Raw genomic sequence first — 23493 nt, 5'->3', positions numbered from 1 at the left:
TTCCTCATTTCCCCTCCTTGCTGATTGTATGCACCACTAATTGATTACGCCCCAGCCTTTTGGCCTCATAAAGTGCCATATCAGCACTCTTCAAGCAGGCAATCAAGTCTCTATCCTGACAATAACCCGCCAAGCCTATACTGGCCGTCACTCGAAGATCCACACCGGCAACATGAATAGGTAATTGTTCTATTTGCAGGCGCAGGCGCTCAAGATATTGACTGGCTGTTTTCAGTGACAGTTTCTGAAAAACCACCGCAAACTCTTCACCACCTACCCGCGCCACCATGGCTGCTTCCGGCAAAGCCGCTTTGAGCTCTTCAGCGAGCATACGAATCACCTGATCACCAGCGTCATGCCCATGGTTATCATTAATGGATTTAAAATGATCTATATCGAGCATTGCTATACAAAAGGATTCTGACTCATCCTTCTGACTCAACTGATTCAGGTGGCGATCAAAGTAATGTCGGTTGTAAAGCTTGGTCAAAGCATCATGGGTGGCCAGAAAAGAGAGCTCTTCATTCATCTCCATAATCCGGCCTTCGTGTGCATTAATTTTGTTGACATAGCGATGAATGGATTGAGCCATCCAGGCAATTTCGTCATCCCCCTCAACAGGCACATCTTGAGCTCTGGGCCGATCAAGGCTAAGTGCTCTTTGTAGATTGATAATGCGCTGTACCACTGAGCGGTTGATATAAAAAGCGGTTAGAAATACAACCAAGAGTGCCAGAATACCCGAGTAGAGCAGCCAGGTTTGCCTGAGTGTCATTCCCTGATTAATAGTTTCCACGCTGCTCAAAATAGAGGAGCGTATCAGGCTGACTTGGTGCCCCACAGTAACGGTTAAATCCTGCGACAGTTCACGATTAGCTCTGATCATCTCGCCGATTTCAGCATCTATCAGCTCCAGGCGTTCAAGGTCCTGTTGGCTGGTCCGATCACGAAAATAGACATCAGCCCGCAAGTTGATCCTTTCTTCTACCAGAGTATTCATTCTGGCAAGATTACCAACCAATTCATCTTTGGTTTGATGAATGGCTTGAAAGTCGATCTGATCACCTGGATAGGTAGATAAATCGGTGACCAGACGTCCTATCCACTCCTGACGGTCTTCTACTTCAAAAACAGCTTGACGGCGGCTGAAATGGTTTTCTGCCAAAAGCAGCATGGCACTGGCGTTTACTAGGCTTTCTGCTTGTTGAACAAGACGGGTCGCGGTCATTAATGCTTGAAGCTCCCGGTCTGCCACTTCATTGAGTGTCGTGCGGTACTGCTTGAAAGAAAAGAGTGCCAAGGCTATTGCAGCCATAAGCACCAGAGCGACGGCTAACGTCAGCAGAGCAATTTTTGTTGTTAATCCATATTTAAGAACCGACATAGCCAACACTCTGCATGAAAAAGCTAGATACCACATCCATCTTATATGCTTATTACTAATAAACCCAGCCTAAAGAGCCTGCTTTAAGTAACTATTGATTGCGTTTTATTTCAGTACAGTAAGCCAAAAAACAAACATTAAATAGCGCAAAAAAAACCCCGGATCTCGAAAGATCCGGGGTTCTTAGCTAAATCTATTAAAACTTTAGCTCGCTTGTTTTTCTTCATCTCGAAGCTGGCGGCGCAAAACCTTACCAACATTGGTTTTAGGTAGCTCATCCCTAAATTCAATGATTTTTGGGAGCTTATAGCCAGTCAGGCGTTCCTTGCACCAGTCTCTAATTTCTTTTGCTGACAAATCAGGGTTACGTGAAACAATAAAGACCTTAACAGCCTCACCGCTTTTTTCATCACCAACACCCACGGCTGCCACTTCCAGAACATCTGGGTGAGAAGCAATTTCATCCTCAACTTCATTGGGATAAACGTTAAAGCCAGAAACATTGATCATATCCTTCTTACGATCCACAATCCTGGCATAACCATCTTCCTGAATCACAGCGACATCACCAGTACGGAACCAGCCATCGACATCAATCACCTTTGCCGTTTCATCAGGACGCTGCCAATAGCCTTTCATGACCTGAGGACCACGAATACAAAGCTCACCGGCTTCACCTAGGGGTAAGTCTTGGCCCTCTTCATCAATTACTTTGATTTCCGTGCTGGGAACTGGCTTACCAATACTACCCAGCTGAATTTCTTTAGGTGAGTTGAAAGTCGCCACAGGCGAGGTTTCAGTTAAACCATAGCCTTCTGCAATATCACAACCGGTTACTTCCTTCCAGCGTTCAGCAGCCGCTTTGGTTAAGGCCATACCACCGGAAATAGTCAATTTCAGATTACTGAAATCCAGCGCCTTGAAGTCATCACGGTTGCACAAAGCAGTAAACAAGGTATTCAAGCCAACAAAGCCAGTAAACTTATGCTTTTGAAGCTCCTTAACAAAGTTAGGCAGATCACGTGGATTGGTAATCAGCAAAGAGTGATTACCCAACTCCATCATTACCATGCAGTTCACGGTAAAGGTATAGATGTGATACATGGGCAAAGGAGCGACAACACTTTCACTTCCTTCATCCAGAACCTGTTTGATGACTTCCCGCGCCTGAAGCATGTTAGCGACCAGATTGCGATGGGTCAGCATCGCGCCCTTGGCAACACCGGTAGTGCCCCCCGTGTATTGAAGTACAGCAATATCATCAAGGGTAGGTTCAACAGGCACCCAGTGACCCTTGCGCCCCTGGTGCAAAGCTTTACGGAAAGGAATGGCGTGAGGCAGGTTAAAGGCCGGAACCATTTTTTTGACATACCTCACAACTGAATTGATCAGCACCCGTTTGAAGCCTGAGTGCATATCACCCAGCTCAGTCACAAAAACATGCTTCAGATGCGTGTGCGGCAAGACTCTTTCTACGCTATGAGCCATATTTGCTAGCACAACCAAAGCCCGAGCACCTGAGTCATTAAACTGGTGCTCCATTTCCCGCTCAGAATACAAGGGATTAGTATTAACAACGATCAAACCCGCACGCAAAGCTCCAAAAACAGCAATTGGAAACATCAGGGTATTGGGGAGCTGAATCGCGATGCGATCACCAGCTTTAAGATCGGTATTATTTTGCAGATAGGCAGCAAAATGACGACTTTTTTCTTCCAGCTCACCGTAGGTGATCATTTTACCCATACAGGTAAATGCCGGTTTGTCTCCAAAACGCTCACAGGATTCATCAAAAACCTGCAAAATCGATTGAAACCGCCCTAAATCTATATCAGTCATATCAGCCCTCGCCAATTGTTGTTATTGGTAGCAAGCGTGTCCTTGCAGAGTATAGTTACTTTCTTAACACGAACACCAATTCAAACGTTTGTATTACTATAAACTTTTGCACAAAAAAAAACCAGCCTTTCCCAGGCTGGCTTAGTAACGGCAAGTGTTCAAGTAGTCCTAGAGACTCTTGACCTGATCACGTAACACAAACTTCTGAATCTTGCCCGTAGACGTCTTGGGCAACTCCCCAAAGACCACAGTTTTAGGGACTTTGAATCTTGCCATGTTGTTTCGGCAAAAGTCGATAATCTCTTCTTCAGTCACCTCAGCACCTGCCTTCAGGTTCACAAAAGCACAGGGAGTCTCACCCCATTTTTCATCAGGGCGTGCCACAACGGCAGCTTCAGAAACGGCTGGATGACGATAGAGAATATCTTCAACCTCAATGGAAGAGATGTTCTCACCGCCTGAAATGATGACATCTTTTGAGCGATCTTTAATTTCTACATAGCCATCCGGATGCCAAACTGCCAGGTCACCAGAATGGAACCAGCCTCCGGCAAAAGACTCTTCCGTTGCCTTGGGGTTTTTCAAATACCCCTTCATAACCAGGTTGCCGCGCATGAAGATTTCACCCAGGGTTTTTCCGTCCTGAGGAACGGGTTCCAGAGTTTCTGGATCAGCAATCATTAAACCTTCCTGCATGGGTGACTTAACGCCCTGGCGAGCTTTTAAGCGAGCCCGCTCGGAAATATCCTTGTCATCCCACTCGTCATGCCAAGCACAAACGACACAGGGGCCATAGGTTTCAGTCAAACCATAAACATGGGTGACGCTAAAGCCCATGTTTTCCATACCTTCAATAACTGCAGCAGGCGGCGCGGCACCGGCTGTCATCACTTTAACCTGATGTTCTATACCTGCCTTCAAACTGGCTTCAGCATTGTTCAGCATATTCAGGACAATAGGCGCACCACAGAAGTGATTAACCTGATGCTCTTTAATCGCACCATAGATGGCATCAGCACGCACATGGCGCAGGCTGACACTGGTCCCCACGGTGGCAGCAAGCGTCCAGGGGAAACACCAGCCGTTACAGTGGAACATAGGCAGCGTCCACAAATACACAGGGTGCTCCCCCATGTTCCAGGACAGGGCATTGGATACTGCATTCAAATAGGCACCACGATGATGATAAACCACGCCTTTCGGGTTACCTGTTGTACCCGAGGTATAGTTCAAAGCAATGGCATTCCACTCATCAGCTGGCAGGGAGTAGGCAAAGTCTTCATCACCAGTTGCCAGAAAAGCCTCATAGTCCATTTCACCGATCAGTTCTCCCCCTTCAAAATAGGGATCATCAATATCGATCAATCGGGGGCGCTCGGAACCCAGCATCTTAACGGCACGTGAAGCCACTTCAGAGAATTCACGATCAACAAAAAGAACCTTAGTTTCGGCATGCTGCAAAATAAAAGAAATGGTTTCCGCATCCAAACGAGTGTTGATGGCATTCAATACCGCACCAGACATGGGTACACCAAAATGGGCTTCAAACAGCGCATAGATATTGGGTGAGATGAAAGAAACAGTATCACCTTCGCCTATCCCAGCCTTGTTCAAAGCTGAAGCCAGACGCACACAACGCCGGTAGGTTTCGGACCAGGTTTTTGTTTTATCATGGTGAATCTGAGCAATACGGTTCGGATAGACGCTGGCTGCTCTTTGCAGATAGGAAATGGGCGTCAGGGCTGCAAAATTGGCAGTATTTGGGTCCAAACCCAGATTATAAATGTTGGTGTGCTGCATAGAAGTGGCCTCTTTAGTGTCCGGGTAAATTAACTGAGTTGTAATTAGTTTAAGTACTGCTCATTTAGCCTTATGCTGCAGTGCAAAAAAAATACGACCCTTGTCGTATTGCCAGCTAACCTAGCAAGCGCTCGACTGGCTTTCAATCATGCCAAGAGTTACCATCCTCTGCCAAGAGGTTTACATCAAAAAACAGAAGGAAAAGACGATGAGCAAATTGGTCAACCGGCCCTATGACACCCTTAAGGAAGGTGATACAGCAACTTTCGAGAAAACTCTAACCGAAAAAGAACTAGTGCTTTTTGCTGCTGTTTCCGGTGATGTTAATCCCGTTCACCTGAATGCAGAATTTGCCAAAACCAGCATGTTTGGTGAGCGCATTGCTCATGGCATGTGGTCCGGCTCTCTGATTTCTGCCGCCCTGGCCACAACCCTGCCCGGCCCTGGCACCATCTATCTTGGTCAGGAACTGAGCTTCCGCCGCCCAGTAAAACTGAACGACACTCTGACGGTGCAGTTGACCGTTAAAGAAAAGCAGGATGCCAAAAAAATTGTGATTCTGGATTGCCTGGTGACCAATCAAAAAGGCGAAAAGGTAGTAACAGGCACCGCTAAGGTAATCGCACCAACTGATAAGGCTGAGTTAGACGCCCCCGAGCTGCCTGAAATTAAGATAGGCTAAAGAGTCACTGAGAACCCACAACCCCTGGTCCTGTTTCAGGGGTTTTTGTTTTTTTCTGGCGCAAGATTGTATGATCTCCTCAACTGGCTCTGGCTACCTGACTCTTATTCGCCAACATTTTGGCTTTCTAGCTTTGGCTTTCCTAGCGGTTTTCACCGGCAACCTCGGTCAGAGTTTCTTTATTGGCTTGTTCCAAGCACCCCTGAGCGAGCAGCTTAATCTGTCCGCAGGGCAGTTTGGCAGTATTTATGCTGCGGTCACTCTGGTCAGCGGCTTTTTAGTACTACGCCTAGGCCCAAGTATCGACTGGGTCGCTCCTAGACGCTATGCCCTACTAGTGTTATTAGGGCTGACTCTAGGGGTGCTCTTGCTGACCTCAGCTCCCTGGTGGTGGGCTGCTCTAATTGGGCTGGGTCTGGTTCGTCTTTGCGGTCAAGGTCTGATGACTCATCTAGGCAGCACCCTGACAGGTCGTGAGTTCACCTACAACCGTGGTCGCGCTCTGGGGCTGGTAAGTCTGGGAATGCCGCTGGGTGAAATCCTACTACCTCCGGCTGTTGCCCTGCTCCTGATATGGCTGGGCTGGCAACAGCTCTGGTGGCTGCTACTCGCGATTTTTCTAATCTTTTGGTGCTGGGCCTGGTTTCAGGCTCCCTGGCCGCAGGCACCCCAGCAAGCGCCCATCAAAGGAGAAAAGCCGCGCGGCCCCAACCCACTGAAAGAACTACGCTTCTGGTTGCTGTTGCCTTTGTTACTTGCCTTGCCGATTATCATGACGGGGATTTTTATTTATCAGGCTCAACTAACCCATGACTTGAATGCCTCTCTAACCACCTATGCCCTGGCCCTGACGGGTATGGGGGTCGCGCGCTTGCCAGGCGCTCTCTTGGGTGGTCGCTGGGTTGATCAGTGGGGCGTGGAACACCTGGCGCGTGTTTACCTGATCCCTTTTATTCTCGGGCTACTAGCTGCCTCTATGCTACAAGGCAACTGGGGGATTTGGCTGTTAATGCTGGGCGCAGGTTTTGCTATGGGCATGCAAGGCCCAATTCTTGACAGCTTGCTGGTAAGCCTTTGGGGAAGTGAACATCTGGGTAGAGTACGTTCGGTGAAATCAGCCTGCATGGTCTTTTCCACTGCCATAGCACCAGCCTTGCTGGGTTTTTTACTGGACTGGCAAGTGAGCTTTGTCACTCTATTAATGGGGATGCTAGCTTTTGTGGTTTTTGCCATTCTGTTGGCTCTGCAACCAATCAGGGAAGCAGCAAATCACGCGCCTCAATAAGTGTCAGATAGCCACCTAGCTGAGAGGCACAAATTCCTGTTTCCAGGTAGTGCACATTACCCAAGGTTAGGGGTTGCTCAACCAAGGAATGCCCACAAAAAACCTGGTCTATATTACTCACTGGGTTTTGTAACCCGACCCGCAGGCGTGTGCGTCGGCAGGTCGTAAACTCCAAGAGGCTGGCATCAGGTGGCCCTTGCCAGGATCTTAAGATATTCCAATCATCTTCGGGTACTTCTGCATGCACGATGCCCAAACGCTGGGCCTTGAAACCCAACTCAAACGCCAAAGGCATTTTATCTTCTATCAACTCAGCGGCTTCCAGCAACCTAGCTTCCGAGTAGTGCTTGCTCCAGCGCCCGCCATTAAGCAGCCAGATTAATTGAGCATCCGTGTCACCGGCCATACTGGCAACTAAAAAGCGCTCATGATTACCCTGAACGGAAAAAAACCAGGGCTCCTTGAGCAATTCCAAACAACCCAAAGAATCGGGTCCACGATCAATCAAGTCGCCCACAGCAAGCAAACGATCGCACGAAGGGTCAAATCCACTGATGTTAAGTTTCTCTAGCAGTTCATCAAGGTAGCCATGAAGGTCGCCTACCAGGAAGTCTTTGCCCTGAGGGTTTTCTGGCAAGATATCAAGAACCCGAGTCACTTAACCAGCTCACGCATGGCAGCATCCAGCCCTTCCAAAGTTAGTGGATACATACGGTCGCCCATCAGCTGGCGCAACATACCGATGGATTGTGTATATTCCCAATATTTACGAGGTACAGGGTTCAGCCAGACAACCTTATCCCAAGTATCCGTGACCCGTTTGATCCAAGCCTGTCCCGGCTCTTCATTAAAATGCTCAACGCTGCCACCTGGCATAGCCACTTCATAGGGTGACATGGAGGCATCACCCACAAAGATAACTTTGTAATCCGGCCCATACTTGTGCAGTAAATCCACGGTGGGTGTGCGCTCATTGAAACGGCGGTTATTATCCTTCCATACGGATTCATAAAGGCAATTATGAAAATAGTAATGTTCCAGGTGCTTAAACTCTGTTCGGCAGGCAGTGAACAGCTCTTCCAGCATTTCAATATGATCATCCATAGAGCCACCAACATCCAGCAAAAGAAGTACTTTCACTGAATTATGCTTTTCACGCACCATTTTAAGGTCCAGGTGGCCTGCATTACGTGCCGTTGCCTTGATGGTTCCGTCCAAATCCAGTTCTTCATTGGCACCGGTTCGCGCAAACTGGCGCAGGCGCTTGAGGGCGACTTGGATATTGCGATTTCCCAGGCTTTGCGAATCGTCCAGATTACGAAACTCGCGTTTTTCCCATACCTTCACTGCCCGGCGGTTTTTCGACTCACCACCAACGCGTATACCTTCAGGATGGTAGCCACTGTGGCCAAAGGGTGAAGTGCCACCTGTGCCCACCCATTTATTACCGCCAGCATGGCGCTTTTCCTGCTCTTCAAGGCGCTTTTTAAACTCATCCATCAGTTTTTCCAAGCTACCCAGACTTTTGATTTTTTCTTTTTCTTCGTCGCTTAAATACTTCTCGAAAGTTTTACGTAGCCAGTCATCCGGGATCACTTTTTCCAGAAGCTCATCAAGGCTGCCTATGCCTTGAAAATAGCTGGAGAAAGCCAGATCAAAACGATCATAATACTTTTCATCCTTGACCAGGCAGGTACGCGCCAACAAGTAAAAGTCTTCTTCATCAGCAAAAACCAAGTCTGCTTCAAGCGCACGCACTAGATCCAGCAATTCACGAGGCGTTGCTGGAACCCCTGCTGCTCGGACTTCCTGGAAAAAATCAATCAACATAATAGCAAACCAAATAGGGAGTTATTGCTGGCACTTACTTTGGCAAGGCAGCCTGTTTTATCGGTCAGTCAGGCCATCCAAGCCTGAATTCCCGCGCTGCGCCTTCATGGCTTTGCTTGCACAGGCAACCTTGCCGTAAGCGCCTAAAGTGTACGGCCGAGAAACCTCAAAGCAGAATCAGCGATTTTGACGCCGCATCATAAATGCCAACCGCTCCAACAGGCTGGCATCCTGTTCATTCTTTACCAGGGCACCGCACAAAGGAGGCACAGCGCTGGCTGAGTCCTTCTCAAGCAGGACTTCACGAGCCAGGTCATCAGCCATTAACAATTTAATCCAATCCACCAATTCAGAGGTACTGGGTTTTTTCTTGATACCAGGCACATCACGCAGGTCATAAAAAACTTCCAACGCCTTTTGTACCAGTTTTTGCTGAACCTGAGGAAAATGAACTTCCACGATCTGCTTCATGGTTTCTTTATCTGGGAAGCGAATGTAGTGGAAGAAGCAACGCCGTAAAAAAGCATCTGGAAGTTCTTTTTCGTTGTTGGAAGTAATGATAACCAAGGGACGCTGATGCGCTTTCACCGTCTGCTGGGTTTCATAAACATAGAATTCCATACGATCCAGTTCCAGCAAAAGATCGTTGGGAAATTCAATATCGGCTTTGTCAATCTCATCGATCAGAAGCACTGCTGGCTTTTCGCTGGTAAAAGCTTCCCACAGCTTGCCAGGTACAATGTAGTTACTGATGTCATGTACCTTATCAGTACCTAATTGGGAATCTCTCAGGCGAGAGACTGCATCATACTCGTAGAGGCCTTGCTGCGCCTTGGTGGTCGACTTGATATGCCAGGTGATCAGTGGCATATCAAGAGCCGCAGCCACTTCTTCAGCCAGCAGGGTTTTACCCGTTCCTGGCTCACCTTTGATCAGCAGAGGGCGCTGCAGGGTTTTGGCTGCATTAACAGCCACTTGAAGCTCTTCTGTCGCTACGTAGTTATCAGTACCGGTAAATTGCATAATTTCGTCTAAGTCCTAGAGTAAACGGATGGAAATTCGTGGAGAGTCTACCCCGCTGCAAGGGGAGCACTCAAACTCTGATTGAAGGCGAAGAATGACTAAAGCGTTCTGTTATCACTTCGCCATCTTTGAATACAACCATTTCTCCTGGCTGCATGATATGCCAGGTTTCATTGGTGGTTAGCGGCTCAGTAGCCAGAACACTGACAACATCTCTAGGCGTGGTGCAAGCAGAAAAATCCACTTCCAACTCAGTATCCTTGAGCAGCGCCGGCCCAAAGGGAGCCCGCCGGGTAATATGGGCCAGTTTGGTTGAGCAGTAGGCATAGAGGTGTTGGCTGTCTGAAAACAGCAGGTTGAAAACACCCAGACTCCTTAACTTTTCACAAGACTGGTGAATCAATTCCTGAAGCGCCGAAGGGTCTTCAGGGGGCTCTGGGTACTGGCGACGAATTTCACCCAGCAACCAGCAAAAAGCCCATTCACTGTCAGTCGTTCCTACCGGCAGATAAAAGCTTAATGGCAATTCCTGACGAAACCCAGTGAGCTGACCATTATGAGCATAACACCAGTTACGCCCCCAAAGCTCACGTGAAAAAGGATGGGTGTTACTCAGGTTCACTTCGCCGACATTGGCTTGGCGGATATGGCTGATGACAATCCTGCTTTTAATCGGATAATCCAGCATTAACCGGGCCACAGGTGACTCTATAGATGGATGAGGATCACGGAATTCCCGATAGCCTTCATTTTCATAGAAGGCAACGCCCCAGCCATCACGGTGAGGGCCTGTTGCCCCCCCGCGACGTAAAAAGCCAGCCATGCTAAAGGTAATGTCCGTCGGCACATTTGCACTCATTCCCAGGAGTTCACACATTCAGCGGCAGCCTCCTGAAAGCTTAGCGTTGCAGATCGGTTTCCAGCTCATCATCAAGATCAAATTCAAGATCGTCTATCTCCGGCCCCTCTTCATCATCATGTTCACGAGCATCATGACGACGCTGGCGGCGTTTTACAAAACCTCGATACATGATGAACGCAAAAGCAAACAAGAGGATATTGGCAATCCCCAGGGCCACATAAACCCAAAGCATCCGTGGATCATCCCAGCTACGTATGGGTGAGAAATCCAACTCAAACAAGCTGCGTTCGCTTGCCTCCGCTTCTGGCTGAGGTTCAGGTTCAGCCTGGGGTTCTGGTTCAGGCATCGGCTCTAAAGGCTCAGGCGTTGGTGCTTCAGTAGGCCGGACTTCAGTCACTGGCTGTTCTGGAAGCGGTAGAACCGGTGGCAGCAAACGGGGTTCTATCGGCTGGACAAAGGCTGGCAACTCTTCTGTCAGCTCTTCAACCTGACGGTCAAGAGTACGAAGGCTTCCTGCTTCCAGGAACAAGGGTGGCAGTTCAACACTCAGTCTTTCGCCTCTGAGCTCACCTTCTACCTCTACCTCGATTTCGTAGTCCTGATCAGGTTCCAGGTTTCTCAAGTCCACAACCCATTCACCATCACCGCGATAGCGAACCGGCTGGGCGGCAGCATTAGCCGAGACTGTGAAGCCAACTTCAGCCGGATCTAGCTCTGGATGCTGAGCACGCAAAATAACCCGAGGAATGCCACCATCTTCCGGAAGTTGCAGATAAGCAGCTACGACATCCTGAACGTTAAAACTATGCCTGACCTGGCGCTGGAAGGTATTGCCATCCACAAGGATGGTAACCTGCTGCTCACCTAGCTCGGTGAATTCAGTCAAGCTGCCACGGAAATCATAGCTGCCTTCATTAAAGCTCATGCTTTGCTCAGTCAACAAAAGGTCGCCCTGATGGTGCCGAATTTCCGCATTCAAGAGGCGTAAAAATTCTCTCCGATCGACCCTTTGACCCTCTTCAGTAAACCAGGCCTGTAGGTTTTGTTGCTTGTCAGGGAAGCCGCGATAAACCGTTGCTGGAAAGCCATTGGTACGCAGTTTCAAATCTGAAACCACCGTCACCCTGTTATCCGGATGAGCCGGGGTTTCTATTTGCCAAGTACCCGCTGCAGGTTCGTCAACCGTAATTTGCGTATAGCGTGAATTACTATGCCAGCGAACCTGGTCAGAGGAGGAGGATGCAGTATAGGCTTCTCCATCTGGACTTCTTAGTACTACCTCGGCGTCTTCCTGGTGAAAAACGAGTACGGTAAACTCACTGATCAAGGAATCGATACTGAAACGATCCCCATCTAAAGGAACCTGATCTCGATCCACCATACGGTTCAAGATCTGCAACAGTAACGGCATCAAATCTTCAGCTTCATAGGCAATCGCGTGCAAACCACCACTGCGTTGTGCCAGGGTAGCCATCAGGTCGTGATCAGCTTCATCAGATAGCGCCAGGGTATGCAAGGTATACCCAGCCTCAACCAGACGAGGTAGACGCTCACGCAAGAGGTAATCACGGGATTCCTGGTTTTCTCGGCTGCGCTCCCGCTCAGTTTCCGCTTGAGAAATATCGACCAACCCATCTGAGAGCAGAATAATGTGTCGTTCACGGTCGACATCCCAGCCGGCATCCCAGGTTACCGTTTCGATAGCTCTATCAATATGGGTATAGAGACCAACTGAGTTGATTTTTTCAGCTTCAATCCTGGCCCCTTCACGCCAAGCCTCATCCACCTGCGCGTGGGTGACCAGCATGTTAACCTGGCGGGCAAAAGTCCAGATGCCTGCTTGAGTTCCTTCCGAAAGCAGGTCTATCAACATGTGAGTTGCGGGAATGCGAAGGTTGTTCGGGTCCGTCCAGTTCATGCTGCCTGATATGTCGACCACCAAACGCACGTCGGTTTGTTCAGCTGCCTGCAGCTTGCCAACAATCAGCAGGTTGAGACAGATCAGCAGCAAGAAGATTTTTTTCATTATTTTCCATCCAGGCATCGCTTTCCCCCAGAGTGAAGCAGATACTTCACTTTAGTCTTATACGCTGGCTTCTGCCAGGCGACGTCCACGTTCACTCAGGTGCCAGCGCAGGCCCCATTCAGAATTGACCTTACCTGCCAAGCCTTTACCAGCAAGAATCTGCAAGGATTTCATGACATCCTGTTCAGGCATATCCAATTCATTGAGTAGGCTTTCCTGAGTACGGAAAATATAACGGCCAGTACCCAGGGCTTTCAGCACCTGAGTTGCTGCCACGTCAAGGCTATCCATAATCTCGGATTCCTCTTCACGTGTGGTTTCCATTTCCGTTTCAGTTTCTATCAATGGCTGTAGGCTGTTCTGAAGTTGGCGCAGCTGTACTTGCAGATTTTCAACATCTGCCTTGGCTGCTTCAGCGGCCATACGAACACGATCCTGGCTATTGGTCACAACAACGCGCGAAGCGATGGCTGCGATCAAGCAAAGGCCCGTATAGATAAGTAGTTGGCCTGGATCAGACTGACTTTGGCTAATAATACTGCTGCCAATCAAATCCAAAACAACGGGAACCAGAAAGGCAGCACCGACACCCACTACAACGCACCGCAGCATCCCGGTGGTGTCTTTGTTATTCTGATTCAAAAGATAGAAGTTAATCAGGCCGCCAAAGACGCCGGCAATCAACATGACCAGGGTTAAGATAATTACAAATCCGACCATTACTCAGTTCCTGTGTTTACTGGTTATATTCATTCAGTTGGTTTGGGAAGCATCTTCTTCATCAGCTTCAGATTTTTGTTCTACTTGGCTCGTTTCACGTTTCGCTTTTATCCAACCCCAGGCAAGCCCCAAAGGCCAGGCGGCAACCAATGCCAAAATCAAGGGTAACGCTTTTTCAACCCAAATACTGGCAGGGACACCTGAAAGCAGATCCAAGACAACAACAATAAACGCTGGAGCTAAAGCCTCGTTAACAACAGGCGCAGGGATAACCAGGATCGCGACCTGTGACAAAAATATACTGCTTTTCACGCCAAAGGGAAGCCAGTAAAGCAACTTCCAACTGGCAAGCAGCAGCAGGAGGCCACAGAGTAAGTAGGCAAGCCAGCTAAGGAGTACAAGACTTTCCATGAGTTAATTTTTTCGCATTTAGATCAAGTAAGTGTAAGTTGTTCATACTAGAGACATCAGCCGAATAATAAAAGAAACAGGCTGTAATCTTTTTTACTAGGCATTTCAAGCTACAACCCAGTGAATAATCCTTTCTTCAAGATCAGCATCTGCATCCAGGCTCGTTTCACAAACCACGCGCTGCTGAACGCTGATTCCAGCCAAACGCATAGCTTGGTCATTTTTGCTAACCAACGGATGCCAAAAAGGCAGGGGCTCTCCTTCATATCGGAGACGATACGCACAACTTGATGGTAAAAACTGAAAAACTTCCTCACCTTCATCGCGTATCGACATGCAGTCCGGCACCTGCTTCAACCTTAAAGCATAATTACTGCATTGGCAGCTGGCTGGATCAAAAAGCCTGCAGGCAACATCCGTATAATAAACCCGATCATCCTCTTCGTCCTGCAACTTGTGCAAGCAGCAGCGTCCACAGCCATCACAAAGAGCTTCCCATTCTGCTGATGTCAGCTCTTGCAAAGGCAGCGTCCAGAACTTCTCGCGCATCAGTAACGGGCTTCCGTTGGTGCGCGGTACAGATCCAGCAAATACTCTTCTTTTGCGGGAGGCATTTGCAGATAATAGCCCTTGCTGACAAGCGCCTTGCATACTTCCTTAGCTTCGACGCGGGCCAGCTTACGCTCTGGAGTCAATAACAAAGTCATCACCGCTTCAGGCTTGCCAAAATGTTCCATCAGGGTTTCGGGCAAATCCTTTAGGCCCCGCTTTTTATCGACATAAAGATACATTTCGTCCTGGCGGGGACTACGGAATATTTCTGTCAGCACTCTCATGATTCATCAACCTTAAGGGAGTTTAAAGCTTCCTGAAGCACACCCTGCTTCCAGGCTGGATAACCAGCCGGCAACTCAGGTTTGCGCTCTTTCAAAAGCTCGTGCAACCAAGCATCTTGTTGCTTGCGTCTGGCTAACAATTCCTGGGGCACATCGAGTTTTTCGGCTTGCTCAGCAAGCGCTTGACGCAGCTGTTTTCGAGTCTGTTTATATTCCCTGCTAAGCGGTGAAATGCGGGTTTCCGGCCAAGCAGCCTCTTCGATCTTACCCGCTTCAGCAATAATGGGCAGCACTTCTTGTGCATAGCGCTTGATCCAGCCAGGTGAAGCTTCGGGCAAGCCAGTCATGGCTGCCGGATGACTGGGTTCCTTGCTGGCCAAGGCTTGTAGAAGCACATCACTGGCAACCCTGTTGCGTGGGCGGTCACGGGTACGCGCAGTTTCTTCGCGCCAGTCGGCAAGAGCTTGCAGAATAGCCAGTTGACGCGCATCCAGTTGCCAGGCTTGTTTAAGGCGCAACCAGGATTGGCCACTTTCCTGAGTAGCCACTTCACTAACCTGCCATTGGCTTTCTTCCAAAACTGCATCCAGCCAGCCCTGATCTTGCAGGCGTTTTTTCAATTCCTGCCAGAGGGGTAAAAGATACTCAACATCCTGAGCAGCATATTTTTCCTGAGCGGGAGTTAAAGGCCTTTGCAACCAGTCGGAACGTGTTTCACCCTTCTCCAGATGAATACCTAACAAGTCCTCAACCAGTCGCTGGTAGCCTTTACCGGCATCTTTAAGTGCAAAACCTGCTGCCAGCTGGGTATCCACCATCGGTTGAGGCAAAACACCCAGCCAATGATTCAGCATTTCCAGGTCTTCGGAACAACTGTGAAAAACCTTTAAAGGCCCAACTGACAAGAGCTTTTTAAGGGGCTCCAGGTTAGTGAGTGCCAGCACATCTAAAAGATAGCAGGCGGCACCATCCCCAATTTGAAAAAGAGCTGGGCGCGGGAAGAAGGTATCAGTACGTATGAACTCCGTGTCCATCGCCAGCTCATCCGCTGTCTGCCAGTGCTCACAGAGTTCTGCCAACTGCGTGTCCTGATCAACCCAGATATGGGGCAGGCCGGGTGTTGAGGTCATGAAGAAGCCTCCTGATCAAAGCCCCGACGTCCCGCAAAAGCACGCGACAGGGTTCCACCATCCAGGTATTCCAGCTCACCACCCAGAGGAATGCCCTGGGCCAAGTGAGTCACTTTGACATCCAAAGGAGCCAGCAACTCAACCAGATACTGAGCCGTCGTCTCCCCTTCCAGGGTCGGGTTGGTTGCGAGAATCACTTCTTCCACAGGTTCGTCCTTGAGTTTTTGCAGGAGTTCATCAAATCCCAAATCATCCGGGCCTATGCCTTCCAAAGGTGAGAGGTGTCCAAGCAGGACGAAATAGCGGCCATCATAGGCACCGGTTTGCTCAAGAGCCAGCATATCGGCTGGTGTTTCCACCACACAAACAACTGAATGATTGCGCTTACCACTGGCACAAACACGGCAGAGTTTTTCTTCAGTGAGAGTACGGCAACTTTCACAGTGCCCCACTTCAGCCATGGCACGACTCAGGGTATTGGCAAGCGTTTCCCCACCCTTGCGATCTCTTTCCAAGAGGTACATGGCCATGCGTTGAGCACTTTTTGGCCCTACGCCGGGAAGGCAGCGTAGAGCCTGGATCATTTCTTCTATCAGGGGGCTGAATTGCATGAGTCAGTCTTAAAACGGCATTTTGAAGCCAGGCGGCAAGGGAATACCTGCCGTCAGCTCTTTCATTTTTTCCTGGCTGGCTTGCTCGACTTTGCGCACAGCATCATTGACCGCAGCAGCAAGCAGATCTTCCAACATTTCCTTGTCTTCTTCCATCAAGGAAGGGTCCAACTCCACTTTACGAACATCATGGCGCCCAGTCATAGTGACCTTGACCATACCTGCTCCGGATTCGCCGGTTGCCGTAGCATTGGCTGCTTCTTCTTGCAGCTTTTGCATTTTTTCCTGCATTTCCTGGGCTTGCTTCATCATATTGCCCATATCACCCATACCTTTAAACATTTTCTGTCTCCTGTATCTGTTAAATTCAATGTTGTCTATTTTCCTGCAAAGCTGCTGCTGAGACAACGCTGCCCGGATCAAGTTGGGCGCCAAAATGACGTTTCAGTTCTTGCACCTGGGGATGCTGATCCAATTGCTGGAAAACCGCTTGCTGTTCTTCATAGCGTAGTCGTTCACGGCGCTGACCGATGTTATCCAAAGCAAGATTTTCTCTGGCCTCAAAAACCAACTGGGGCTCAAAGCCGAGCAACTGCATCAAGCGCTCTTGCAGCAACTGCTTAAAACCAGCATCCACCAGAGACATGGCCTGGGGACTGGCAACAAAGACCAAACGTTCACCCTCCCGCTTTTCCAAGCAAAGATTGCGGGCCTGAGAGCCGGAATAGCCACTTAGCTCCAAGGCTGGGAAAAGCGCTAGCCAATCCTCATTATTGCGCAAAGCTTCCGGTGAGGCCGAAGGCTCTGAAGCCTCGGTCAGCACTGGGGCTTCTGGATGCTCTTCCACCACTGGGTTGTCTTCCCAGGGAGCAGGTTCTTGTTCCTGCTGCTGAGTGGCTAGGACTGCTTCCTCCCCCTGAACACTGGGCTCAGCGGCCACAGCAGTTTCAGGGGGTGGCGACTTTGGGGGCGGTGCACTCAGGTCCTGTTCCGGTAACTCAGGAACACCCAAGGGTCTGAAAGCCAGCATCCGCAGCAAGGTCATCTCCAAACCTGTGCGTGGATCAGGTGCCAGGGAAAGATCTCGCCTGCCTTCAATCGCCACCTGGTAGAAGAGCTGGATTTCTTCCGCTGATGCTTGATTGGCCAGAGTCAGCAGCTGTTCACGCTGCAGAGTATCTGCAGGCAGGGCTTCAGGCACGACCTGAGCCAAAGTCAAACGATGCAATTGACTGGACAGCTCCTGAAGCACCGCCGCGAAATCTGGTGCCTGTTCAGCTAAGCCGGCAACCACCTGCATTAATCGCTGGGCATCCTGCGCAATCAGTGCTTCCAGTAAATCAAAGATATGCCGGTGATCCAGAACACCCAGCATTTCCGCAACCTGAGCGGCTTGCAATTGACCTTGGCCATAGGCTACTGCCTGGTCGGTCAAACTTAAAGCATCACGCATAGAACCATCCGCAGCCCGCCCCAGCAACCAGAGAGCAGCCTCTTCAAAGCTTACGCCTTCCTGCTGAAGAATATTCTGCAAGTGTTCAACCACTCGCTCAGGTGGCATATTTTTAAGCTGGAACTGCAAGCAACGCGATAAAACGGTAACCGGAAGTTTTTGCGGATCAGTCGTTGCCAGCAGAAACTTCACATGGGGCGGTGGCTCTTCCAAGGTTTTCAGTAGTGCATTGAAACTATGCGTAGACAGCATGTGCACTTCGTCAATCAGATAGACCTTAAAGCGGCCCCGACTGGGGGAGTATTGAACATTGTCCAAAAGCTCCCGGGTGTCTTCCACTTTGGTTCGGCTGGCTGCGTCCACTTCGATCAAATCAACAAAGCGACCTGCATCTATTTCCAGGCAGGAAGAGCAAACCCCACAAGGCTGACTGGTAATGCCTTCATCACAATTCAGACACTTGGCAAGAATCCGTGCCAGGGTTGTTTTACCCACACCCCGCGTGCCGGTAAACAAGTAGGCATGATGCAGGCGATCGGTATCCAGAGCATTAATCAGCGCTTTACTAACGTGATCCTGGCCGATTAATTCATGGAAATTCTTGGGACGCCATTTACGCGCCAGCACCTGATAGCTCATGGATAGGTTCCGGGACCGCTCAAAAAAGATGAATTAAAGGGCCTAGGATAACACGAAGCTAACCCAGAACTGAAAAACGAAATGCCTGATATTCACGCAAGGCTGCCCCTCGACCCTGAGCCTGGAAACGCACCTTTTGCCCTGGAAGGCATTGGGCCAAGCGCGAAGCAGCCAAAGGCGTCAGATTTCCCAAACGCGGATAGCCACCAATGGTTTGGCGATCATTGAGCAGAACCAGCGGCTGACCATCAGGAGGTACTTGCACAGTTCCCAAAGAAATTCCCTCAGAAACCATCGCGCCCAACCGGCAAGTCAGGCGAGGTCCCAGTAACCGGACTCCCATACGATCAGCCCTTTGATCCAGCGTCCACTCTTGGTTAAAAGCATCAAACAGGCTGCGACCATGAAACTCAGCAATTTGCGCTCCGGGCAATACTTGCAGTCGTTGTAATCCAGAATAATCAGGACGCTGACTGGCATCTACTTGGCGTTGCTCAAAGGGCTGTTTGGCTGATTGAATGGGCAAGCAGTCACCTGTTTCCAGGCGTTTACCCTGACCATCAAAACCACCCAAACCCTCTCTGACCACGGTCGCCACACTGCCCAAAACAGGCTTGGCAGCCCAGCCACCAGCAACGGCCAAGTAGGCACGCAAGCCTTGAACAGGCTGCTTGAAATGTAATTTTTGACCGGCTTCAAGCCTTAGCGTTTGCCAAAGAGGTAGAGGCTGATCATCCAGAGTAGCCGCTAAATCAGCCCCAGCAACAGCCACTGTCATCTGCGTCTCTGCTTGCAGGGATAAACCACCCAATGTTATTTCCAGGGCAGCCGTTCCCCAGGGATTGCCAACCAGCCAATTAGCCCAAGCCCAGGCATGCAGATCAGCCGGGCCACCCTGAGTCACTCCTTGTCGCCTGACACCAAAGCGCCCTGCATCCTGCAAGAGCGCCAAAGGGCCTGCCTGCAGAACCTTGAAGCCTTTTGAAATCATAAGGACTCCACCTCGGCAGGTGCAGGGTCGCCGCCTTCAGAAACAAAGGTCTGACGGTCTACGGCCAAAAAACGCACTCTATCGCCAACCTGTAGAAGGCTGAACTCTTCTCGCTGCGGATCGAATAAAGAAGCCGAGGTACGCCCAATCAAATTCCAACCTCCCGGAGTTACCGCCGGATAGGCCGCTGTCTGACGTCCGGTCAAGGCCACACTCCCAGCAGGCACCCGCTGCCTGGGTGTATCCAAACGCGGGCATTCAAGATCAGGAGCAACCAAGCCCATAAAAGCAAACCCTGGTGCAAAACCCAGGGCAAAAACCTGATATTCAGTGCCCGTATGGAGCGCAACCACTTCTTCCAGAGTTTTCCCGGTTTTATCAGCAACGCGCTTCAAATCAGGGCCTACGGATTCGTCATACCAGGTAGGTAATTCATGCAAGCGCCCCTGGATGGCAGCTGAATCTGGTTGCAAGTTTTCCAGGAGCTGATGAAGTTGCTGGTAGGCCTGATCAGGATCCATTTGCAAAGGATCAAAAACCACGAGCAAGGTGGTGTAGGAAGGCACCAGATCAACCAGAGCAGAGCCCAATTGCTGCTCACATTGGCGAGTCAGGGCCGTTAACCAGGCTAGATTGCTTTCATCAATTTGATCAAACAGACGCAGCATCCAGGCATCCAGACCTGAGGCCTCTATCCTTGGCAAAAACCCCTGGCTCATGCTTGCTCTTCCAAATCATCCAAAAGTTGGCGTATCGCTTTGACTGCTGCAATGGATTCATCATTGTCACCATGCACACAGAGGGTATCAGCGGCCAAAGTCAAGGAACTTCCATCCAAAGTGGTCAGGGGTTCACCCAAGGTCAGGCAGCGTGCTTGTGCAAGAATCTTATCGGCATCCTGGTGAACGGCTCCGGGCTCCCTGCGGGAAACCAAAAAGCCCTCAGCATCATAGGCCCGATCTGCAAAGGCCTCAAACCAAAGAGTCACCCCGGCCTCCTCTGCCAGGGCACTGGCTTGGGAAGTATCCCGAGTCGCCAAGGTCATTAATGGCAAATCCTGATCCCAGGCACGAACGGCCTTCAAAACGGCCATAAAAATCTGAGGATCACGAACCATGTCGTTATAAAGCGCGCCATGGGGTTTGATATAAGCCAAGGAAACACCCTCTGCCTGACAAAAAGCGTGAAGAGCACCCACCTGATAAAGCACCAGGTTTTCAATTTCTTCTGGACTACAAGCCAGGGAGCGACGCCCGAAACCCACCAAATCCGGATAGGAAGGATGAGCACCGACCTGCACCCCGTGTTGCTTGGCCAGGCGCACGGTTTTACGCATCACCTGAGGGTCAGAGGCATGGAAACCACAGGCGATATTAGCCAAGTCCACAAAGGGCATCACCTTGTCATCCTGCCCCATCACCCAGGCACCAAAGCTTTCCCCCATATCCGCATTGAGCTTTAAAAAAGCCATGCCTTCCTCCAAAACCCGATCATAAAAAAACAGCGGCACTCCTCGTGGAATGCCGCTGTCATTTAGCTTAACGACTTAGTGATTACCTGAATCAGGCCAGATCAAAACGATCCGCATTCATTACCTTGTTCCAAGCATCGACAAAGTCTTTAACGAACTTCCACTGAGCATCATCCTGAGCATAGGCCTCAGCCAGAGCACGCAATTGAGAATTGGAACCAAACACCAGGTCAACCCGCGTGCCTGTCCACTTCACCTTGCCAGTGCCACGTTCACAGCCTTCAAAGACATCTTCGTCTTGAGCAGAAGGCTGCCACTCAATACCCATATCGGTAAGGTTAACAAAGAAATCGTTACTCAGGGTACCGGGCTTATCAGTAAACACCCCATGCTTGGAGCCGCCCTGATTGGCACCCAGAGCACGCATACCCCCCACTAGAACGGTCATTTCGGGAGCACTTAAGCCCAGCAGCTGTGCCTTATCAACCAGCATTTCTTCATCGGAAACCGTAAACTTAGTACGACGATAGTTACGGAAGCCATCCGCTTCAGGCTTGAGTGGATCAAAGGACTCAGCGTCTGTCTGCTCATCTGTAGCATCGGTACGGCCTGGTTCGAAAGGCACTTCAACCGGGAAGCCGGCATCGGCTGCCGCTTTCTCGATGGCTGCAGCACCACCCAACACAATCAAATCAGCCAGAGAGACCTTCTTGTTACCGTACTGGGCAGCATTAAAGTCGCTCTGAATGCCTTCCAGAACCTTCAACACCTTGGTGAGCTGTCCAGGTTCATTGGCCTCCCAATCCTTCTGAGGCGCCAGGCGAATGCGGGCACCATTGGCACCACCACGCTTGTCTGAACCACGGAAAGTAGACGCTGAGCACCAAGCCGTGGCAACCAGCTCCTGAACGGAGAGCCCAGATGCAAGAACCTTCTGCTTGAGCGCTTTTTCATCCTGTTTATCAATCAGCACGTGATCAACTGCAGGAACAGGGTCTTGCCAAATCAGGTCTTCCTGGGGCACTTCTGGACCCAGATAAAGCGGTTTTGGCCCCATATCCCGGTGAGTCAGCTTAAACCAAGCGCGAGCAAAGGCCTCAGCAAACTCTTCTGGATTTTTGTGGAAGTGTTCAGAGATCTTGCGATATTCAGGATCTTCACGCATTGCCATATCAGCTGTGGTCATCATAATGCCCACCTTCTGCTTGGCATCCTCAGCGTCAGGTGCATGATCCTTATCCGCCAGGTTTTTAGGCACCCACTGATTGGCACCTGCAGGGCTCTTGGATAGTTCCCAGTCATAACCCAGAAGAACATCGAAGTAGCTCATGTCCCAGGTTGTGGGGGTTGGTGTCCAAGCCCCCTCAATACCACTGGTAATGGTGTCGCGTCCTTTACCGCTACCATGCTTGCTCTTCCAGCCAAAACCCATTTCTTCAATGGGAGCAGCTTCAGGCTCAGGACCAACCAGATCCGCATCACCAGCACCATGTGCTTTACCGAAAGTGTGACCACCCGCAGTCAAGGCGACGGTTTCATAGTCATTCATTGCCATGCGCGCGAAGGTTTCACGAATATCCTTGGCAGATGCCAGAGGATCAGGGTGCCCATCCGGGCCCTCAGGATTCACATAGATCAAACCCATCTGTACTGCAGCCAGTGGGTTTTCCAGTTCACGGTCACCTGAATAACGGCTATTGGGCTTATCACTGGTTGCCAGCCATTCTTTTTCAGCACCCCAGTAAACATCTTCCTCAGGTGCCCAAATATCTTTACGGCCACCACCGAAACCAAAGGTTTTAAAGCCCATGGATTCCAGAGCAACATTACCCGCCAGGATGTAAAGATCCGCCCAGGAAAGCTTGTTGCCATACTTTTTCTTCACCGGCCAAAGCAGGCGACGGGCTTTATCCAGGTTGCCGTTATCTGGCCAGGAGTTAATAGGTGCAAAACGCTGGTTACCGGTCGCCGCACCACCGCGGCCATCCGCTGTACGATAAGTACCCGCAGCGTGCCAAGCCATACGGATCATAAAGGGACCATAGTGACCATAGTCAGCCGGCCACCAGTCTTTGGAGTCCGTCATAGCCTCGGTCAGATCTTTCTTAACCGCTTTCAGGTCCAGTTTTTTGAATTCTTCAGAATAGTCAAAATCCCCACCCATGGGGTCAGATACGGGAGTGTGTTGATGCAGGATGCTGAGGTTCAACTGTTCCGGCCACCAATCCTGGGCACCACCACCACCGCCCGAACGCTTGGTACGGCTGCCATGCATAACGGGACACTTGCCTGCAGCTTGATTATTATTGCTCATGCTCTACTCCTTACGCCTCTAGTGTTGTCAAAGCAACGAAAAAAATTTCCAACTTCTTTCAAGTACTAGTCATAGTTATAGAAGACTTTGAGGAAACTACACAATTGAACTCTTGCATCGAAGCGATTGGGATTTTGCATTTGCTGATAGAAATCAATTTATAAACAAACTGACAGGCTGGAAAAC

Annotated in this window: 22 protein-coding genes; 2 read left to right on the top strand and 20 right to left on the bottom strand. The window is 50.0% G+C overall.

Annotated features, from left to right (window positions below):
* Positions 1 to 4 precede the first annotated feature (4 nt).
* The 3 genes from BM185_RS01415 to BM185_RS01405 all read right to left on the bottom strand — a co-directional run bounded on the left by BM185_RS01415 (position 5) and on the right by BM185_RS01405 (position 5023).
* Entirely contained in the window at positions 5 to 1384 is a 1380-nt protein-coding gene (locus tag BM185_RS01415) for a GGDEF domain-containing protein (protein ID WP_177203435.1), read from the bottom strand.
* A 204-nt stretch (positions 1385 to 1588) separates the two neighbouring features.
* Positions 1589 to 3223, bottom strand: coding sequence for an AMP-binding protein (locus tag BM185_RS01410; protein ID WP_091958177.1), 1635 nt, complete (start codon positions 3221 to 3223; stop codon positions 1589 to 1591).
* 168 nt (positions 3224 to 3391) lie between these two features.
* Positions 3392 to 5023 carry an acyl-CoA synthetase gene (locus tag BM185_RS01405; RefSeq protein ID WP_091958174.1) on the bottom strand — a complete coding sequence of 544 codons (1632 nt, stop codon included), beginning with the start codon at positions 5021 to 5023 and terminating at the stop codon, positions 3392 to 3394.
* Between the two features lie 208 nt (positions 5024 to 5231).
* On the opposite strand from BM185_RS01405, the gene BM185_RS01400 reads away from it, so the two are divergent.
* Positions 5232 to 5705, top strand: coding sequence for a MaoC/PaaZ C-terminal domain-containing protein (locus BM185_RS01400; RefSeq protein WP_091958170.1), 474 nt, complete (start codon positions 5232 to 5234; stop codon positions 5703 to 5705).
* A gap of 70 nt (positions 5706 to 5775) precedes the next feature.
* On the top strand, positions 5776 to 6990 hold the full coding sequence (locus BM185_RS01395; protein WP_091958166.1) for an MFS transporter: 1215 nt from the start codon (positions 5776 to 5778) through the stop codon (positions 6988 to 6990).
* On the opposite strand, the gene BM185_RS01390 is transcribed toward BM185_RS01395, so the two are convergent.
* The 17 genes from BM185_RS01390 to katG all read right to left on the bottom strand — a co-directional run bounded on the left by BM185_RS01390 (position 6959) and on the right by katG (position 23307).
* Positions 6959 to 7648, bottom strand: coding sequence for a metallophosphoesterase (locus BM185_RS01390; protein WP_091958164.1), 690 nt, complete (start codon positions 7646 to 7648; stop codon positions 6959 to 6961). The two genes, BM185_RS01395 and BM185_RS01390, sit on opposite strands and share 32 nt — an antisense overlap.
* The gene (locus tag BM185_RS01385; RefSeq protein ID WP_091958160.1) at positions 7645 to 8820 is read right to left on the bottom strand and encodes a vWA domain-containing protein; all 1176 of its coding nucleotides are present in this window, start codon (positions 8818 to 8820) and stop codon (positions 7645 to 7647) included. Before BM185_RS01385 ends, BM185_RS01390 begins: the two co-directional genes overlap by 4 nt.
* A 177-nt stretch (positions 8821 to 8997) precedes the next feature.
* Positions 8998 to 9843, bottom strand: a complete 846-nt coding sequence (locus BM185_RS01380) for an AAA family ATPase (RefSeq protein ID WP_091958156.1) — start codon at positions 9841 to 9843, stop codon at positions 8998 to 9000.
* A 70-nt stretch (positions 9844 to 9913) separates the two neighbouring features.
* Positions 9914 to 10720 carry a class II glutamine amidotransferase gene (locus BM185_RS01375; RefSeq protein WP_091958153.1) on the bottom strand — a complete coding sequence of 269 codons (807 nt, stop codon included), beginning with the start codon at positions 10718 to 10720 and terminating at the stop codon, positions 9914 to 9916.
* A 22-nt stretch (positions 10721 to 10742) separates the two neighbouring features.
* Positions 10743 to 12731 carry a vWA domain-containing protein gene (locus tag BM185_RS01370; protein ID WP_091958151.1) on the bottom strand — a complete coding sequence of 663 codons (1989 nt, stop codon included), beginning with the start codon at positions 12729 to 12731 and terminating at the stop codon, positions 10743 to 10745.
* A gap of 57 nt (positions 12732 to 12788) precedes the next feature.
* Positions 12789 to 13451 carry a YEATS-associated helix-containing protein gene (locus BM185_RS01365; RefSeq protein ID WP_091958148.1) on the bottom strand — a complete coding sequence of 221 codons (663 nt, stop codon included), beginning with the start codon at positions 13449 to 13451 and terminating at the stop codon, positions 12789 to 12791.
* 33 nt (positions 13452 to 13484) lie between these two features.
* Positions 13485 to 13745 (bottom strand): hypothetical protein, encoded by a 261-nt coding sequence (locus BM185_RS01360; RefSeq protein ID WP_143089461.1) that lies wholly within the window; start codon positions 13743 to 13745, stop codon positions 13485 to 13487.
* A 222-nt stretch (positions 13746 to 13967) separates the two neighbouring features.
* On the bottom strand, positions 13968 to 14411 hold the full coding sequence (locus BM185_RS01355; RefSeq protein ID WP_091958142.1) for a YcgN family cysteine cluster protein: 444 nt from the start codon (positions 14409 to 14411) through the stop codon (positions 13968 to 13970).
* Entirely contained in the window at positions 14411 to 14698 is a 288-nt protein-coding gene (locus tag BM185_RS01350) for a YcgL domain-containing protein (RefSeq protein WP_091958140.1), read from the bottom strand. Before BM185_RS01350 ends, BM185_RS01355 begins: the two co-directional genes overlap by 1 nt.
* Positions 14695 to 15828: a ribonuclease D gene (gene rnd / locus BM185_RS01345; RefSeq protein ID WP_091958137.1), complete on the bottom strand. Its 1134-nt coding sequence runs from the start codon at positions 15826 to 15828 to the stop codon at positions 14695 to 14697. The genes BM185_RS01350 and rnd overlap by 4 nt, the downstream gene beginning before the upstream one ends.
* Positions 15825 to 16439, bottom strand: coding sequence for a recombination mediator RecR (gene recR, locus BM185_RS01340; protein WP_091958135.1), 615 nt, complete (start codon positions 16437 to 16439; stop codon positions 15825 to 15827). The genes rnd and recR overlap by 4 nt, the downstream gene beginning before the upstream one ends.
* 9 nt (positions 16440 to 16448) lie before the next feature.
* Entirely contained in the window at positions 16449 to 16781 is a 333-nt protein-coding gene (locus BM185_RS01335) for a YbaB/EbfC family nucleoid-associated protein (protein WP_091958132.1), read from the bottom strand.
* Positions 16782 to 16806: 25 nt separating this feature from the next.
* Positions 16807 to 18531 (bottom strand): DNA polymerase III subunit gamma/tau, encoded by a 1725-nt coding sequence (gene dnaX, locus BM185_RS01330; protein ID WP_091958130.1) that lies wholly within the window; start codon positions 18529 to 18531, stop codon positions 16807 to 16809.
* A gap of 58 nt (positions 18532 to 18589) precedes the next feature.
* On the bottom strand, positions 18590 to 19522 hold the full coding sequence (locus BM185_RS01325) for a 5-oxoprolinase subunit C family protein (RefSeq protein WP_091958127.1): 933 nt from the start codon (positions 19520 to 19522) through the stop codon (positions 18590 to 18592).
* A complete protein-coding gene (pxpB, locus tag BM185_RS01320; RefSeq protein WP_091958124.1) occupies positions 19519 to 20241 on the bottom strand; it encodes a 5-oxoprolinase subunit PxpB in 723 nt (240 codons plus the stop codon). The genes BM185_RS01325 and pxpB overlap by 4 nt, the downstream gene beginning before the upstream one ends.
* Entirely contained in the window at positions 20238 to 20993 is a 756-nt protein-coding gene (locus tag BM185_RS01315) for a 5-oxoprolinase subunit PxpA (protein ID WP_091958122.1), read from the bottom strand. The genes pxpB and BM185_RS01315 overlap by 4 nt, the downstream gene beginning before the upstream one ends.
* A 91-nt stretch (positions 20994 to 21084) precedes the next feature.
* On the bottom strand, positions 21085 to 23307 hold the full coding sequence (katG, locus tag BM185_RS01310) for a catalase/peroxidase HPI (protein WP_091958119.1): 2223 nt from the start codon (positions 23305 to 23307) through the stop codon (positions 21085 to 21087).
* Positions 23308 to 23493: the final 186 nt, after the last annotated feature.

The organism is Marinospirillum celere, from assembly GCF_900112235.1.
Classification (GTDB): domain Bacteria; phylum Pseudomonadota; class Gammaproteobacteria; order Pseudomonadales; family Halomonadaceae; genus Marinospirillum; species Marinospirillum celere.
Note: the sequence above shows the minus strand (reverse complement) of the source record. Positions and strands in the feature narration are given on the sequence as shown.

Excerpts from the sequence above, each read along its gene's own strand:
- BM185_RS01415 (WP_177203435.1), bottom strand. The coding sequence starts at position 1,384 with ATGTCGGTTCTTAAATATGGATTAACAACAAAAATTGCTCTGCTGACG.
- BM185_RS01410 (WP_091958177.1), bottom strand. The coding sequence starts at position 3,223 with ATGACTGATATAGATTTAGGGCGGTTTCAATCGATTTTGCAGGTTTTT.
- BM185_RS01405 (WP_091958174.1), bottom strand. The coding sequence starts at position 5,023 with ATGCAGCACACCAACATTTATAATCTGGGTTTGGACCCAAATACTGCC.
- BM185_RS01400 (WP_091958170.1), top strand. The coding sequence starts at position 5,232 with ATGAGCAAATTGGTCAACCGGCCCTATGACACCCTTAAGGAAGGTGAT.
- BM185_RS01395 (WP_091958166.1), top strand. The coding sequence starts at position 5,776 with ATGATCTCCTCAACTGGCTCTGGCTACCTGACTCTTATTCGCCAACAT.
- BM185_RS01385 (WP_091958160.1), bottom strand. The coding sequence starts at position 8,820 with ATGTTGATTGATTTTTTCCAGGAAGTCCGAGCAGCAGGGGTTCCAGCA.
- BM185_RS01380 (WP_091958156.1), bottom strand. The coding sequence starts at position 9,843 with ATGCAATTTACCGGTACTGATAACTACGTAGCGACAGAAGAGCTTCAA.
- BM185_RS01375 (WP_091958153.1), bottom strand. The coding sequence starts at position 10,720 with ATGTGTGAACTCCTGGGAATGAGTGCAAATGTGCCGACGGACATTACC.
- BM185_RS01370 (WP_091958151.1), bottom strand. The coding sequence starts at position 12,731 with ATGAAAAAAATCTTCTTGCTGCTGATCTGTCTCAACCTGCTGATTGTT.
- BM185_RS01365 (WP_091958148.1), bottom strand. The coding sequence starts at position 13,451 with ATGGTCGGATTTGTAATTATCTTAACCCTGGTCATGTTGATTGCCGGC.
- BM185_RS01355 (WP_091958142.1), bottom strand. The coding sequence starts at position 14,411 with ATGCGCGAGAAGTTCTGGACGCTGCCTTTGCAAGAGCTGACATCAGCA.
- BM185_RS01350 (WP_091958140.1), bottom strand. The coding sequence starts at position 14,698 with ATGAGAGTGCTGACAGAAATATTCCGTAGTCCCCGCCAGGACGAAATG.
- rnd (WP_091958137.1), bottom strand. The coding sequence starts at position 15,828 with ATGACCTCAACACCCGGCCTGCCCCATATCTGGGTTGATCAGGACACG.
- recR (WP_091958135.1), bottom strand. The coding sequence starts at position 16,439 with ATGCAATTCAGCCCCCTGATAGAAGAAATGATCCAGGCTCTACGCTGC.
- BM185_RS01335 (WP_091958132.1), bottom strand. The coding sequence starts at position 16,781 with ATGTTTAAAGGTATGGGTGATATGGGCAATATGATGAAGCAAGCCCAG.
- dnaX (WP_091958130.1), bottom strand. The coding sequence starts at position 18,531 with ATGAGCTATCAGGTGCTGGCGCGTAAATGGCGTCCCAAGAATTTCCAT.
- BM185_RS01325 (WP_091958127.1), bottom strand. The coding sequence starts at position 19,522 with ATGATTTCAAAAGGCTTCAAGGTTCTGCAGGCAGGCCCTTTGGCGCTC.
- pxpB (WP_091958124.1), bottom strand. The coding sequence starts at position 20,241 with ATGAGCCAGGGGTTTTTGCCAAGGATAGAGGCCTCAGGTCTGGATGCC.
- BM185_RS01315 (WP_091958122.1), bottom strand. The coding sequence starts at position 20,993 with ATGGCTTTTTTAAAGCTCAATGCGGATATGGGGGAAAGCTTTGGTGCC.
- katG (WP_091958119.1), bottom strand. The coding sequence starts at position 23,307 with ATGAGCAATAATAATCAAGCTGCAGGCAAGTGTCCCGTTATGCATGGC.